We start from the raw sequence: 15,072 nt of genomic DNA, 5'->3' as shown, positions 1-15,072 counted from the left end.
CATGCTTACTTATACATAGACGATCCCAATTGTTCAGGTTTAATTTTGGCTGCTGGAATAACTCAGACAAACTCAAGCTTTATCTTGGACATAATGGACAAGCTAATTCAGATAAGTGCTCTAGACTTCTTAATATCTGAATTCTGCAATCTGGTAAATGGCGACGTATTTCTAAGCGTTAATGAGACGCTTATATAGTATTTGCGCACTAAAAAAACTCACCCATAATTCATTTTGGAATGAGCTATTTTCGTTAGGAATTTCATATATTTCCCTCGTCGTCCATATATGGTAAGCTTGGCCTAGTACTATTGTCGGAGGAAATCATGAAGAAATTCAGTATTTTATTTTTACTAGTAATTATGGTAGCCGCCGGTTGCAGTTCAGAGAGAGCTATCGCGCATATTCCGGTTGAGGAAACGGTGACTGTAGGGGATTTGGATATTACTATCGAATCGTTTGAGGACCAGACGAAACGGAATAGGAACCGAACCGTGACCGTAAACGTCAGCGCGAAAATAGCACATGACAAAAATACCGAACTCCGGGCCGAGTATTTCACTTTAGTGGATGCCGAAGGAAACCGCTATTATCCTAATCTATCTAAAAGCCAAATCTGGAACCCGCCGCTTTCCCCGGAGCCGCACGGACAAATTAACTTCGAGCTCCCTCGGAATACTCGTTCACTGGCCGTTGCCATCACGAACAATCCTTTAAGCAAGAATGCCGAGTATTCGACGGTTACGTTGATGTATTAAAAGTAAACCCGCCGCTAATGCGGCGGGTTTACTGCTATAGCTCCGAGTTAAAGGCTAGGCGTAACCGGATAAAATATCGGACGATCCAGCAGACGTGCTGCCAGCCGGAGTATTACGCCAAACGACTGAAGGGGTGTTTTGGGAGTTAGTGGAATTGATGAGACTGGTGGATTTGGCTGAACTCGTGAGACTGGTCACCCGCTAACGGACAGGAGATCCGCTATTTGTTGAAATAGGTCCTCTTTCGCTATGCTTACGGACGCTGGTTCCGCTATTCGACCAAATTAACTGCAATAAACAAGTTTTTGGGATCAATAGCGGAACGTAGGTCCGTTAGCTCTCAGGATTCCTCGTTATTTCACAAATAGCGTCCCCTGTGTCCGTTTAGGTTTGCATATATCTAGTTGACAGCCCTTTGGCTCGTATAGTGGTCACCATGCCTCCGCTTAGTCGAGGGTGAGGACAATCTTCCCCCGGCCACGTCTTGTTTCGATGACCCGGTGAGCATCCCCGATCTGATCCAGCGGGAAGGTCTGTCTGATATGGATGTGCAGCTTGCCTTTTGAGTGCAGCTCGACCAGTTCTGCAAGGCGGGCTGCCGAGCGTTCGCCGCGGACAACACGGAGGCCGAGCTCCTCGATCAGGTCATGGGCAAAAAACGTGCATATACGTTTCTTGTCCTCCACCAAGTCGACCGCAGCCCGAAGCCCCTCGCCTCCGGCCGTATCGAATGCGGCGTCGACGCCGTCCGGCGCAATCGCACGTACTCGCTCGGCCAGACCTTCCTCATACGTTAGTGGAACAGCGCCCAACGAACGAAGGTAGTCGTGGTTCAGCTTGCTGGCAGTACCAATGACGGTCTTGGCCCCCCATTCCTTCGCCAATTGTACGGCAAAAGCACCCAGCGACTCAGCCGCGCCATTGATAAATAAGATGTCGCCTGGTCCAACGTCGATAGATTGAGAGAAAAGCCCGCCGCTAGTGCGGTGGACTTCTACCTTACGGCAGTAGAGGCTGATTCCAATTGATTTTCCGATGTAATAAGGTACTGTAAGACAACAAATCCAACATTCCTGAAACACGGATGTACGGGTAGATTCCCGGTTGATCCGCATAATAGTGACTCCCGCACAAATAGGCCATATAGAATTCCTCCCAGCCCTTGTAAGTCTGCTGCAGCATGGCTGCCGCTTCTATCTTTATGCTCCAAGCCTCTTCCTTTGACAAAAAGCCCTTGACTAACCCCACCCGGCTCAGCATAATAGCCCAAGCCAGACCGTATGCATTCACATCTCCGGAAGGGATCTGGTATAAACACTTGGCCACGACGTCCCACTGGGCGCAGCTTATCTCGCTATTCTCCTCCTTTAAGGCTTCAAGATAATGTTGACGTGCCGTTTCGTTAAGTGCCAGCAAATGCATATGCCTGCTTCGATATTCCTTTCGACCTCCATCCTCGATCAACCATCGGATTTTACCTTTCAAGCTCTCGGCATCTGTTATGCTCCAACGCTGTAGGGAACTACGGATTACACTTTTGCGAACCAGTCTTTCAGCAAGACCAAATTCATAGACTACATAATAGTTTTGCAGCATGTCTTGAAGACAACTTGACGTAAGACATCGGAAATACTGTTCTATTTTTCTTCGCTTCCCAAAAGCATATCGCCTTGCCATGAATTAAACCTCCAATCAAGTAATAAACATCCTTGCTGTTCTTAACGTCTTCCAAGCGCTTCCGCAAAGTATGATGGGCAACACAATCAAAAATACCGGGGGCAAGCGAAAGATAAAATAAACAAGCACGAATAAAAAAAGATAAAGCCAGCTTAATCTAAACATCAGCATGCCATAGTTCCACATTTGAGACTTTCTAACCCTCTTTTTATACTCCGCATGTCGCGGATTATGTTCTTGGGGAAACAAATGCCTATTTCTCATCCGCAGCAACATCAAATTAAATTGAAAATGGTAAAATTCCTGCCAAATCGGTTCGGTTTCGTTGTATAGCTTCCAGGCTTGCTCAATACGTCCCAATTCAATTGCGGAGTTTCCATAGATGCTCATGACATCCTGGTTTAATACTCCTTGCTCCTCCAACAGCTTACACTCCTCTATGGCCTCGTCGTAACGTTGTTCTTTATAAGATAAGTGTGCAAGTAACAGGCGAGCCTCATGCTCGTCCGGTTTTAGCTTAAGAACTTGCTGCAGACAAAATTTCGCCTCCGAATTTTGCCCGAGTCTCAGATAGCATTTCGCTTGCAGAAGCTGCAAATCTGGATCATCCTGGAACATGGCATGCGCCTCCGCCAGATCATCTCTGGCCGCCACCGGATTATCCACCATTAGTAGGGTCTGAGCATCCTGCCTTAGCGTGAGATAGTGCTCAATATCAAAATCAAGCTGTCGATCCTCAAAGCAGGCATACCCTAATTCCGCAGTTCCCTGAATTTGCCCGATGATAAAAGCTATTTCTTCCTCATCATAGAGTTCAAAAAGCTCTTCTTTCTGTTCCAGCAAGTAAAAGGACTGGTTCAAGACATCCCATACTTTTCGCGGAAAATGCCGATGCTTTTCTAAAAAACGCAGCAACCCACTCAACCGCTCACTCTGATGATCTATGCCCCACATATAGTCGCTCGCCATCAAAATTTTCCATTGCTCGGGATCCATCCGGCGCGGAAAATCGTTATACAGCTCCTCCATTTGCTCAAAAAATACCTGAGCCGGATGACGTTTCAACGGGGACGATTCAAAATCGCCGGCTTGCCAAGATGATTGCAGCACTGAAATCTCATCATCTGGATCGTCTGGAATGTCTATATCGTATGTATCGCTATGCCATTCATCCTCGTCCAGATCGCAACTAGTTTCTTCAGCTTGCAGCACTTTAGCCTGCTTCTTAGCCCATTCATAAGCTTCCCTCAAACGCTGGTAGCCCTCGGGATCCTCCTCTGGATGATAAACCTGTAATTGACTTGCGTAAGCCTTCTTTATAACCGATTCGTCCGCCGTAGGGTCAATCCCTAGTAAGTTCCAATATGTCATTACTCTCTTGGCCATCCTTTTTTTAATCATTATGTATCAAGCATTATATTATATAGATTAAGCAATACATAGCAATACATTTGATAGATCAAATTACGTTTACCTCCTGTCTTAAAAGCTTATCTAGCCCTTTAGGCACAAAAAAGAGCCTCAGAGGAATCATCCTTCAAGGCTCCGAAAGCTAATATAATTTTGTTGTACTCCACTATTGATTTGCTATGCCCCTCGCATCATCTTTTTAGCTATTCAACGTGTGATACCGCGGGAGTCTTACCTCTTAACGGCACCAAGATTAAAGAAGCCACAATGATTAATACACCTAGTATAGCCGCTGACCAGTATAACCCGCCGTAGCCATTCTCTGCAGCCATCCTTGTAATTTCAGATACACTGTTTAAGATCACTTCTTTTAATGCTGGGTCTTGAATCGAGCCGACAATTTCATTCATTTGATTTGCATCGATTGCACCAGCGCCCGCAGCCATCTGTTGACCAACTTGCGCTAGCTCGCCAAGTGCCTCCTGAGATAAGTCCGCTTTTGCAATGTTGTCTTGCAATACATCCTGGAAATCATTCTTAAAAAGATTCCCCATATTGTTAAAGCCACGTGCAATGAAGCCTGCATAAATGGTTGGTGCAATGGTCATGCCAATCTGGCGCAGTAGGGATAAAGAAGCTAGCGCAGTACCTTTATTAGATTGTAAACCTTCAGTCGCTAAAATATTCAATGGTGCGCCTAAAATGACACCAATCCCAACACCTGCAATCATACTCGAAACCACAAATTGCCACTTCAATTCAATCCATAATGGGAATAAGGCAAACCCGATGGCGGCAATTAACCCCGATATAATAACGGTAAATACAGGGCCGCGCTTCGTAACCAGCGTACCGCCTAACCCTGCGCCAACCCCTGCTGCTAATGCAAGGGGGGTCATCCAGTAACCTGATTTTTCAGCCATGATCCCAAGCACATTTTCAGTGAAGGCCGGGATGAAAATCATCGCTGCCAAAATGCCGCCTGATAAAGCGCCAATCAAGAGCACCATTAAAAAGCGAGGCTGTTTAATCAAGTATATCGGTAAAATCGGGTCGCCATTGCCCTTTCGTTCTAATGCAGACTCATACAGCATTAGCACGATGAATAATACGATGCCTGCGCCAATAAAGCCTGACACTTCAAGCTGCTTAAAGCTGGCCCAGAAATCAATATCAATGTTGGTTAAACCGTACATAAGGGATAACACGGCCAATGACAAAATAATGGTTCCGATTAAATCTAACCGTCCAGGACTTGGATCGGAAGATTCCTCTAGTCTCATAAAGGCGAGAATGAACAAAACAATAGCAATCGGCACGTTGATTAAGAATAAAATATGCCAATTCCCCGTTAAGTCGAGTAAGAACGAACCGACGTTTGGCCCTAATACAGCCGCAACCCCGTTCATCGCCCCTAAAAGCCCCAAATATTTCGCCTGCTTGCCTGGTTCAACGGTGCTTAATATATGTGAGTTCCCAATAATAAAAATACCGCCGCCGCCAAGCGCTTGAATGAAACGCGCAGCTAAATAAAAGCCAAATGAAGGACTAAGCGCAACTAATAAGGAACCGATACCGAATAAGGCGATTTCTATAATAAATAACTTCCTTCTTCCATACCTGTCGGAAAGTTTACCAACAACCGGTAAGCTAATCGCTAGACCAAGTGTATAAATGGTGATGCCCCAGGCACCCCAGTTATCGGTGACATCATAGTGACGATTAATGGTTGTAAGCGCTGAACTAATAATCCCATTATCAAGCTGCGCCATAAATACGCCGATTGAGAATAAGAGTAAAGCCCAAAAGTGAGAGGTTTTTTTAGCCAACAAGTTTTCCTCCTTTTTTTTACACCCCAATAATACACCTTTGCAGCGGGTGTTTTCAAATTCACTTTGCAACCATTATAAGAGGGTGAGGCCACTTTATTCTTTTATGTTCATAAAATACCGGAAATACCATAGGTAGCCCCTTAACAAGTCGCTATGTAAAATGCCAGCAAAGTACTACTTTTTTTCGGATTAGGGAAAGGTAACAGAATAAAAGATAAAATTTTTGAAGGGATGAAAATATGACGACATCTGTTACCGACAATCATGAAGCGATCAAAACCGTCCATGAATTAATCAAAGGGATCGAAACCGCGATGCTAACGACAGTTTCAGAAGAGGGACTCGTATCTCGGCCCATGAAAACCCAGGAAGCCGAGTTTGACGGGACCCTTTGGTTCCTGACAAAAAAGGATAGCGGCAAATTTCACGAGCTGCTTCAGAATCAACATGTGAACGTAGCCTATGCGGGAAAATCCTTTGTCTCTATCCGCGGTAAGGCTGAATTGGTGGAGGATCAGGAGAAATTGCAACAACTGTGGAATCCGATGTACGAGGAACTGCTTGAAACCACTTCTGATGATCCTAATCTGGTTCTCATCAAGGTAAATGCGGAAACTGCGGAGTATTGGGATTCGGGCAATAAATTTAAAATGGTCAAATTCTTATTCCGCAGAATGTTAGGCAAGAATACTGAGGGAACGGATGTGAATCAGATTGTGAATTTGACTTGAGACCATGTTATATGGGCGGGTATGACCGTCAACGGTCCGTCCGCCTCCCGTCTTCGCTCGGACTGGTCGCGGAGGTAAGTCGACGCAGAGAAATGCAGAGGCTGATCAAATCGCAATTCGGTCTGCGCCAGCCACTCGATTCGATCTACACGGAACGTCCGAACCCCCTGAGACCGATGGCAGAATACGACAGCGTACCATTCATTCCGGTCGTAAGCCAACCCGTACGGATCAACCTCACGTTCGTATGCTTGCTCAGCATTCGCTTTACGATAAGCGATGCGGACCGTTCTCCCCTCCTTCGCGGCCTGCTCTAGATCCCTCAGCAACCGAATGATGGAAGGCGGACGCGCTGGAACAATCACATCCAAGCCGCCTGTCTGACGGGACAAGTCATGGCGCTGCTCATCATGCAGCCCGTTCTCCACCTTCTTCAATGCGCTTTGCAACTCCTCCGTATACGGATAACCTGCGCCTTGCGCAAATTTAAATGCGTCCACAAGCGCCTTCAGCTCTAAAGAGTTGAAGAACAATGGCGTCTCCTTAAAGCTGTCCAGAATGCGAATCCCGCCATCGTGGCCTGATTCTGCGATTACCGGTACACCGCTGACACATAATGCATCGATATATCGATACACGGTGCGAACGCTGATCTCTAAACTGTCCGCGATCTGCGCAGCGGTGAGCTTCCTTCCGGAGCGCAGCATCCAAAGCATGGACAGCATGTTATCCCATTTCGCCATCGAAATTACCCTCTTTTCCTTCCACAAATTAAGGGGACTACTTAGAAATCAAACCGAGTAACTGATAATTCGTATCACTACCTGAATCAACGCCTCCATATTTGACCTGGTCTATGAAACTGCTGGCTGAATATGAGAGCTATCAAGCAAAACGACCCTCGTCAAAGGATGGCGAGAGCCTTAGAAATTAAGCTTGCTTCTATAATAGATATCCCTACGGATGGTAAGTCAAAACTATAATTACAAAACCTATGGTCTTAATAGCTCATATTTTTTTCAGAAGATCATCACAATAAACTCTCAATTAAATCAGCTGCCAAAATTTCTTTTTTATATTCCCTCTGTCGAAGGGCCTCAGAAATTTTCTTGGCTGCGCTTGTATAATTTGCATTCTCCAACATCATCTGTAACTTGGCTAGAAGTTCAGGATAAGTACATGTGCGTGGATCAATAAATTCAGAGACCCCCAGCTCACTCAATTTCCTCGCATTATACTCTCTCTCAGAGTGCGTAGGCATAACTAACGTAGGAGTTCCGTAGATAAGAGAAGACAAGCAGCTAGCGTGACCGCCATGATGTATAATTAAGTCAGTATCCTGGTATAAATCCAAAACAGGTATCCAATTGTATATTTGTACATTGCTTGGAACGTCCTGCAAATCCCGAATTGGTATATCATCTAACCCCCCGGTTGTGAGGCGGACAAGACAATCAAAATTCCTGAATACCTTCATGAGCATTCTAAAGATGATAATTCCCGAATTTCCACCTCCCAGATCACTCATTCTCCCGGTATATACCGTTACAATTTTTTGATCCGAGCTTTGACGTTGCTGCCGCTTCTCGTAATTCAGATCACGATTATAGCCATCCCATATGATAGGTCCAGTATAAATGATGTCTTGTCCATCGGAAGGATCTAACTCGGGTATACTTGGATATATATTTATATCCCCTTGGAACAACTCCTCCACTCTGTTAATTTGGGGAACTTGATATTGTCTAAAAAGCTTATTTATATTAGCAATAACTACTTCGTTCTCGGCAAAGTTTTCTTCCCAGAATCGAATGCGGTTATCGGCTTGAAACACAGACTGGTTGATAAAGAGCAGGGGGGTCTTTGTAATTTTGGAGACAATGCTTGCTTCCAGACAACAGTCGGAGACGATCACATGGGGTCGATAGGATCGTATCATGTGTAGCCAGGCTTCAATCTTACGTCCCACAAATTCTGAATCCTGATATCCTAAAAAACTGTAATAGACGCTTAACGTTGGATAAGTTGAGTTCTTTTCTACAAGAAGTTCATCTTTTGGAGGCTTAATAGCCTCTAAATCCAATTTTATGTGATGATTTTTAGTCATAATATCACTTGCCTTATCTATTGCATAAAAACTAGTTTCGTTCCCCCTTTTTCTAAGTTCATTAGCTATCGGAAGACATCTGATGAGAGGCCCGATCCCTGCGCTAAAAGCAAAAAAAATTTTTCTCATGTTTATTTCTCCTCTGGATACGACTTTTGAATAAACTCGACTCCCGGATGCTGTGACCTTATAAAATCCTCAACATTGAATTTTTTATAGAAAGCACTATCATAATATAAGATCGGAAAACGATTGACATCCTCATCTTGTAAGCTGAGACTTAACAAAGTATGACGAACGTAATCTATCACAATATATAATTTGTTCATATCGGCCTCCAAATCCAATTCACTAATGTTTACAAAGGTATGGATATGGATAAGGTAAACCTCCCTCTATAAATATTGATGCACCAACGGTTTGAGCCTTTGTATAGGTGTCAAAAAATATTATTCGACACGTTGTATTAACAAAGTTTCTTAATAATGTGATTCTCTAACAGTCATTGAGTACGCTACGCGGTCACCACTGGATAATACTGGTTGTGGTCATGCATTCTATATTCGATGCACATTTGGATCTCCGCATTGCTTATGATGACGTACCCTCCCATGTCTCTTGGCATCTTGTGCGCCTACATTCCTTCGTTCGGTCTAGTCATAAGGCGGAGGCTAGCGAAGCTCCTTTAGGGACTCTAAGGTCGAATGGTGATTATTTTGCCGGCTTCTCCGTGTCATCCTGTTGTCTAAATACCCAGCGAACAAAATGCGTTACACAGCTAGCTCAAGTTCGGGAATATCCTTCATCATTTGCTTAGCATCAAACGCCACGTGTTTCGTACTGATCGCATGCAACACCTTGAGCAATTTGCCGCATAAAACTACGATTGACTGTTTCTTACGCAATGAATTGACCTGTCTTGTTGTGTAATACTCGTGCAATTGACGAAATGCTTCGTTATGCCGAATCATCGGCATCATCACACGGAAAAGTAAGGCTCTTAACTGACGTCTTCCACGCTTAGAAATACGTTTTTGACCTTTGTGCTGGCCAGAAGAATTCTCCCTCAATGTTAATCCCGCGAGTTTAATTAATTGGCGTGGATGTTGATAGTGAGAGAAGCTTCCGATTTCAGATAGTAAGTCGATAAGTGTTGTATCGCCAAGTCCAGGAACTGTTTTGAGCCATTCATACTCTGCCGATGCTTGCACAATTTCTGTTAGCTTTTCTTGTAGCGTATCAAGTTCCTTCTCCAGTTGATGATAACGTTGGACGAGTGTGGCGACTTCGATACGGGCCATCGTTTGTCCTTCCGTTACGCCAATAGAGATCCGAGCAAAGTCAATCAGCTTTTTGGCTTTTGGCTGCTGAGGAGATTTCATCCCCTCAACTTGGCGGTATAAATTAAGTAACTCTTCTGGCTCTTTATTTGCAACATCGCTCGGAAATGGTGTACATGCCAATGCAGCAAGTGCCATTTTTCCGAAGGATGGGAAAACCTGTACGAATTCGGGAAAATACCGATCTGTCCAACGAATGAGTTTGTTTTTTACGGTATTCAGTTCCTCCACAAGACTAGCGCGGAGCGTAGCGCCAACTCGTAACTCTGCCTCTGCATCTTTCAAGATGCGTGGATAGCTATAACGTCCATCTTTAACTAATCGGGCAATAACAAGAGCATCCTTTGCATCGTGCTTTGATTGTAAGTTGTCGTCAAGTTCCTTGGAGCGCCTGACATGCATCGGGTTGCACATGACGAGGGGGATTCCCCGTTCATCAAGAAAATATGCTAGATTAAGCCAGTAATGACCTGTGGGTTCAATCCCAATGATGACGTTTGTTTTATTGAATTTCCGCATTGCATCGAGTATTCGTTCGTAGAAGATTTCAAAGCCATCTCTTGATTGAGAAACGGGAAAAGACTTCTTTAGAACTAGTCCTCGCTCATCTACCATACAGGCGTAGTGAGTGCGCTTTGCGATGTCCATTCCTACGACGAGAGTCTTTTCGGAAACTTGATTAATTTTATCGTTTTGAGTAAAATTCAATGTGAGTCCTCCTTGGTATCTAAATTAGGGGTCATTTCTACCGAATTGACACCCCGCATCATACCAAGAGGGCTTTTTATGTTCAAGTCGAGAAAAAGCTTCTAACAGGAATGCTCCTTTATTGGCGTTCCAGGCAGAGGACTGTTTTCCACCAATTTGGATGCGCATTCGAAATTGGTATAGCACACAAGATAATCAACATTTGTTTGTTTTTGTGGGTTCAGGCGATCGCCTATTAACTTTTGTAATGCTACTGAAAGATCATCGCTATATTTCCCCTTAAAATAGTTGTAATTAGTCATCCATCCATTAAAAATCTCATCCGTATAAACCCTTTTGGGTACTCCAATATGATAAATCATGGATTCAGGAGTCAGATCTGCGGCTATTTTTAGGCCGTATTTTTTGAAACGATAACCTAATTCACAATCTTCTAACCCCCAACCTGTAAAGTTAGGATCGAAACCGCCCAATTTGACAAAATGCTCTCTTCTTACTGATAGGTTGCAACTGAAACATAAATGCCATGCCGTAGCCATTTTGCCGAATGCGCCCGAATACTTCTTTATAATTTCTATTCTAGCGTCCCAGTCGATAATCTTGTCATTAAGGCTTTCAACATCGAAATTTTTAAACTCTAATACTGACGGGTCTACAAAGCATCGTAATCCACATAACACTATATTTTGTTCCACTTGATGATATCTATGATGTGACTGTATAAAATTCGGTTGTACGACATGGTCACCGTCAATAAATATCAGAACGTCCCCATCAGACAGATCGACACCGATATTTCTTGTTTGAGATCTCGATGAATTCTTACTCCTCAAGTTACGCTTGCTTTTCAATTCATAAGGGACATTGATTTTTTCCAGCATTAAGGACGTATCGTCCGTAGATCCATCATCAATAACGATAACCTCGAATGATATATTGTCCCCCACATTTTGATGTATAAAGGAATTCAAACAAGCCCGAAGTTCTAAACATTGATTATATGTTGGAATAATAATAGAGTACTTCATGATTTCACCTTTTAGAGAAATATTGAAATAACTCGCTGAATATTGTTCTGGAGTTTTCAATTACATCAATAGGGACACTATAAGAAATACGAAAATATCCTTCACGACCAAAACCGGAGCCGGGCACTATCAATAATCTGAATTTTTGTGCTGCTACCATACAAAACTCAACGTCATCTTTTATAGGACTTTTCGGAAAGACAAAGAAACCTCCCTTTGGACGTATAAATTCGTAACCGGCATCTTGTAAAACTCCAATGATTAATTCTCGCCGAATTAAATATGGAGTTGAATCAATAAATAAAGTGTCCATTCGAGCTATAGCCCTTTGCATTAATGCCGGCGCATTAACGAATCCTAGAGTACGATTGCAAAATATGAAGGCGTTCACTAACAAATTCGCATTTTGAATTTCGGGCCTTATTGCAATATAACCAAGTCTTTCTCCTGCGATCCCCAGATCTTTACTGAATGAACTGACCAGAATGGTATTCAAATAAGCTTTGAATGGATGAACTGTCTCCTCATCGTACAGTAACTGCCCATACGGCTCGTCAAAAATCATATAAATAGTTTTTTCATATTTTTGGCTTGCTTCTGTTAGTTGCTGTCCAAGCCTATTTAGATTTACTTGAGTAAATGCCGTTCCAGTCGGATTATGAGGAGTATTCACGATAATGGCTTTTGTTTTAGCAGAAAGTGCCTTTGAAATTTCATCATAATCAATCTCGAACTGATCATTTAAGTCACAATAGACAGTTACTCCCCCATTATTTATAACGTAGTAGTGATACTCTACAAAGTAAGGGCTTAATATAATTACTTCATCCCCAGGATTCAGAATGCTTTTCAGAGCAACATTCAATCCCCCACCGGCTCCAACAGTCATCACAATATGTTGATAGGAAAATTTTGTATGGTAGCGTTCACTTAAAAAATGACTGACCTGTTCTCTTGCTTCTTGAAGCCCTTGATTTGGAATATAACGATATTTACCTGATTGATTGTGTATAATTTCCTCTCGCAGTGCTGAAATAAATTGCTCAGGCGGTTCTATAATTGGATTTCCCAAGGAGAAGTCGAATACATTGTTCTCACCGAACTGTTGTTTTAAACTAATACCCTCATCAAATAACTTTCGTATCCATGAACCATTTTTCATATAATGCAGTACGCTTGATGACACGCCAGAATCCATAGTAATAATCCCCCTCAATTAATGGAATAAAATGTTCGAAGGTGATGCAAGAGAGTGTCGCATTGCGTTATTGTTCCTATTGAAATTCTTAACTTATCATTTAAGCGCTCACTATCAAAATAGCGAACATATATTTTTTGCCTAACAAGATATTCATAAATCTCTTTAGCATCGCCCCTTAAGGGTCTACATAACAGAAAATTAGCCTGGGACGGTAGCACTTCGAATTCCATTAATTTAAGTTGATCTCGTAGATATGTTCTAGCCCTGATGACTTCGCTGATGGTATTTTCCAAGTAAGTCTGATCTTCAAGTGCTATTTTAGCAATTTCTTGGCTAATATAATTAACATTATAAGATTCTTTACACTTATCTAGGCCATTAATTATTTTTGAATCGGCAAAACAGTATCCGACCCTTGCTCCACATAAGGAATAGGCCTTGGAAAAGGTTCGAATAACAATTAAGTTTGGGTATTTTTGAATTAATGGCAAAGCGGTGCTATTTTCTTTTGCAAAATCTATATAGGCTTCATCAATAACAACAAGCCCGCGATAGTTTTGAAGCAAGTATTCTATGTCTTCTAATGGTAATAAACTTCCAGTTTGAGCGTTTGGATTAGCAATAAATATTGCATTTGAGGATTCATCGATGAACTCTTGGATATTGATCCTAAAATCATTACCAGTCTGTATATATTGGCATAGAACCTGATTGATATCAGCTACTGTCTTATACAGGGTATAAGTTGGATATGGAGTAACAATTTTATCTCCAATATTAAGAAACACCTTGAAAATGAGTGATATGATCTCATCTGAACCATTACCGCATAATATATTTTCCATTGGAATTCCATACAAAGAACTTATTGAATCTCTTAAACCTTGACTGGAGGAATTCGGATAATATCTCAGCATGGAATAGTCCATCTCTGCAAAAAACTTTCTTACTTGAGGAGATGGGGGATAAGGATTTTCATTGGAATTAAGTTTAATGATGTCTTTTTCCGGTAAAGGCTGGTACCCTGAAATGTAAGGCTCCATATTTTGAATATTTTTTTTTATTAACAAAAACCTCACCCTCCTATGTGTTCTTAGTTATACGAAGAACGGTTGCAAACCGCGGAACAATTACGCAGTATTCCTGAGTGTCGATTACTTTGTCATAAATGTTTTTTATTTCATCGGGGCAAGTACCTGCATATAACTCCTTTGCAAATGGTTTCCGAGCACTCCCATTGTTAAATACCAATCCGGCACTCAATGAGGTTAAATTTTCTTCTTCTTTTTTTATATAGACTGCTTGTTTCATGTCGAATTCTTTAAGAGAATATTCGTGAAGAATTTTTTCAAAAGCATTAAAAATTTCTTGGTTGTTTAGTTGCAAATAATAATGGTTTTTCATATATGTAGAAAAATCCTCTTGCAATGAAGGGAGATCGCACCCAAAAAAAACCATCGGGTCGAATATACTATATTTATCTACCTTCGCTCCGTGGTTCTCTACAAAATAACTTTGGTATCTTTCAAAGTCCTCTATTTTTAGAAAGGGGAATTCATGTTTTTCTACACTATACTCGTCTACAATTTTTGACATGATATCGATTGTGCTACTGCCAATAAAACCATCGTGAAGTAAGAGCACACCACCACGTTTAATCTTAGAGAAGGAAGCTTCTAACGCGTCCAACCTGTTTTCAGGTGCAATATGGTGAAATCCATATGCAATTATTCCCCAATCAAGAACCTCTTTTCTTAAGGACTCTGGTTTCACGATGTTACATGGGACCATACTCCACCCTTTCCTCAAACCTTCTATTAATTGTTTTAAGGATATATCTGCCGTTAAGAATCCTTCACACTCTTGTCCTAAGTAACCGTTAACTACTTTTACCAGTTGCCCTGATCCTCCCAAAAAATCAACCCCAATACTATTAAAAAAACTAGGAACGATTTCTCTGATCAATTCTATCATTTGAATGATACCAATCAATTTAGAGTAAGGTTGGTTTCCAGAAGACTCAGTATATTTCAAAACACCCTCATACGAATTAAAATGAAGCGATCCGTCGGTTTGAATGTATTGTTTTATCCGATTATGATCACCATAAAACTTATCGTTAATAATATGTTTTGTCCGATCATTTAGAGATGCCAAACATTCATTCATCACTTTCTTAATCACGTTTTCAACATCAGAATCTTTCAGCAAATCCAAAGTTCACAACTCCTTTTTAATAATTTAGTTGCATTTGGTTGATAGTTTGATAGTTCTATCGTG

13 protein-coding genes are annotated in these 15,072 nt (G+C 42.0%); 2 read left to right on the top strand and 11 right to left on the bottom strand.

Features of this window, described 5'->3' with window-relative positions; translation table 11 throughout:
* Window positions 1-326 precede the first annotated feature (326 nt).
* Window positions 327-758, top strand: a complete 432-nt coding sequence (locus QNH46_RS05965) for a DUF4352 domain-containing protein (protein WP_283927293.1) — start codon at window positions 327-329, stop codon at window positions 756-758.
* Between the two features lie 446 nt (window positions 759-1,204).
* Here QNH46_RS05965 and QNH46_RS05960 read toward each other — a convergent pair whose 3' ends face one another.
* The 4 genes from QNH46_RS05960 to QNH46_RS05950 all read right to left on the bottom strand — a co-directional run bounded on the left by QNH46_RS05960 (window position 1,205) and on the right by QNH46_RS05950 (window position 5,617).
* Window positions 1,205-1,873, bottom strand: coding sequence for a zinc-binding dehydrogenase (locus QNH46_RS05960; protein WP_283927292.1), 669 nt, complete (start codon window positions 1,871-1,873; stop codon window positions 1,205-1,207).
* The gene (locus QNH46_RS24555; RefSeq protein ID WP_430691921.1) at window positions 1,758-2,354 is read right to left on the bottom strand and encodes a DUF1266 domain-containing protein; all 597 of its coding nucleotides are present in this window, start codon (window positions 2,352-2,354) and stop codon (window positions 1,758-1,760) included. The genes QNH46_RS05960 and QNH46_RS24555 overlap by 116 nt, the downstream gene beginning before the upstream one ends.
* 96 nt (window positions 2,355-2,450) lie before the next feature.
* The gene (locus QNH46_RS05955; protein ID WP_283927291.1) at window positions 2,451-3,821 is read right to left on the bottom strand and encodes a J domain-containing protein; all 1,371 of its coding nucleotides are present in this window, start codon (window positions 3,819-3,821) and stop codon (window positions 2,451-2,453) included.
* Between the two features lie 227 nt (window positions 3,822-4,048).
* Complete coding sequence (locus QNH46_RS05950) at window positions 4,049-5,617, bottom strand: MFS transporter (protein WP_283928359.1); 1,569 nt, start codon at window positions 5,615-5,617, stop codon at window positions 4,049-4,051.
* Between the two features lie 299 nt (window positions 5,618-5,916).
* On the opposite strand from QNH46_RS05950, the gene QNH46_RS05945 reads away from it, so the two are divergent.
* A complete protein-coding gene (locus QNH46_RS05945) occupies window positions 5,917-6,408 on the top strand; it encodes a pyridoxamine 5'-phosphate oxidase family protein (RefSeq protein ID WP_283927290.1) in 492 nt (163 codons plus the stop codon).
* Here QNH46_RS05945 and QNH46_RS05940 read toward each other — a convergent pair.
* From QNH46_RS05940 to QNH46_RS05910, 7 genes are all read right to left on the bottom strand, one after another.
* Window positions 6,387-7,151 (bottom strand): helix-turn-helix transcriptional regulator, encoded by a 765-nt coding sequence (locus tag QNH46_RS05940; protein WP_283927289.1) that lies wholly within the window; start codon window positions 7,149-7,151, stop codon window positions 6,387-6,389. The genes QNH46_RS05945 and QNH46_RS05940 overlap by 22 nt on opposite strands.
* A 287-nt stretch (window positions 7,152-7,438) precedes the next feature.
* Window positions 7,439-8,644 carry a glycosyltransferase gene (locus QNH46_RS05935; RefSeq protein ID WP_283927288.1) on the bottom strand — a complete coding sequence of 402 codons (1,206 nt, stop codon included), beginning with the start codon at window positions 8,642-8,644 and terminating at the stop codon, window positions 7,439-7,441.
* A 641-nt stretch (window positions 8,645-9,285) separates the two neighbouring features.
* Entirely contained in the window at window positions 9,286-10,563 is a 1,278-nt protein-coding gene (locus QNH46_RS05930; RefSeq protein ID WP_283927287.1) for an IS110 family RNA-guided transposase, read from the bottom strand.
* A gap of 101 nt (window positions 10,564-10,664) precedes the next feature.
* The gene (locus QNH46_RS05925; RefSeq protein ID WP_283927286.1) at window positions 10,665-11,591 is read right to left on the bottom strand and encodes a glycosyltransferase family 2 protein; all 927 of its coding nucleotides are present in this window, start codon (window positions 11,589-11,591) and stop codon (window positions 10,665-10,667) included.
* Window positions 11,592-11,595: 4 nt separating this feature from the next.
* Entirely contained in the window at window positions 11,596-12,789 is a 1,194-nt protein-coding gene (locus QNH46_RS05920; protein ID WP_283927285.1) for a pyridoxal phosphate-dependent aminotransferase, read from the bottom strand.
* 14 nt (window positions 12,790-12,803) lie between these two features.
* Window positions 12,804-13,862 (bottom strand): histidinol-phosphate transaminase, encoded by a 1,059-nt coding sequence (gene hisC, locus QNH46_RS05915; RefSeq protein ID WP_283927284.1) that lies wholly within the window; start codon window positions 13,860-13,862, stop codon window positions 12,804-12,806.
* Between the two features lie 13 nt (window positions 13,863-13,875).
* Entirely contained in the window at window positions 13,876-15,009 is a 1,134-nt protein-coding gene (locus tag QNH46_RS05910) for a hypothetical protein (RefSeq protein ID WP_283927283.1), read from the bottom strand.
* Between the last annotated feature and the right edge of the window lie 63 nt (window positions 15,010-15,072).

The sequence above is a fragment of the Paenibacillus woosongensis genome, from assembly GCF_030122845.1.
GTDB classification, from domain to species: domain Bacteria; phylum Bacillota; class Bacilli; order Paenibacillales; family Paenibacillaceae; genus Fontibacillus; species Fontibacillus woosongensis_A.
This window is presented reverse-complemented; position numbering and strand designations above follow the sequence as displayed.

Coding starts and splice junctions, on each gene's coding strand:
- QNH46_RS05935 (WP_283927288.1), bottom strand. CDS start 8,644: ATGAGAAAAATTTTTTTTGCTTTTAGCGCAGGGATCGGGCCTCTCATC.
- QNH46_RS05950 (WP_283928359.1), bottom strand. CDS start 5,617: ATGGCGCAGCTTGATAATGGGATTATTAGTTCAGCGCTTACAACCATT.
- QNH46_RS05945 (WP_283927290.1), top strand. CDS start 5,917: ATGACGACATCTGTTACCGACAATCATGAAGCGATCAAAACCGTCCAT.
- QNH46_RS05920 (WP_283927285.1), bottom strand. CDS start 12,789: ATGGATTCTGGCGTGTCATCAAGCGTACTGCATTATATGAAAAATGGT.
- QNH46_RS05925 (WP_283927286.1), bottom strand. CDS start 11,591: ATGAAGTACTCTATTATTATTCCAACATATAATCAATGTTTAGAACTT.
- QNH46_RS05955 (WP_283927291.1), bottom strand. CDS start 3,821: ATGGCCAAGAGAGTAATGACATATTGGAACTTACTAGGGATTGACCCT.
- QNH46_RS05940 (WP_283927289.1), bottom strand. CDS start 7,151: ATGGCGAAATGGGATAACATGCTGTCCATGCTTTGGATGCTGCGCTCC.
- QNH46_RS05960 (WP_283927292.1), bottom strand. CDS start 1,873: ATGCGGATCAACCGGGAATCTACCCGTACATCCGTGTTTCAGGAATGT.
- QNH46_RS05965 (WP_283927293.1), top strand. CDS start 327: ATGAAGAAATTCAGTATTTTATTTTTACTAGTAATTATGGTAGCCGCC.
- QNH46_RS24555 (WP_430691921.1), bottom strand. CDS start 2,354: ATGCTGCAAAACTATTATGTAGTCTATGAATTTGGTCTTGCTGAAAGA.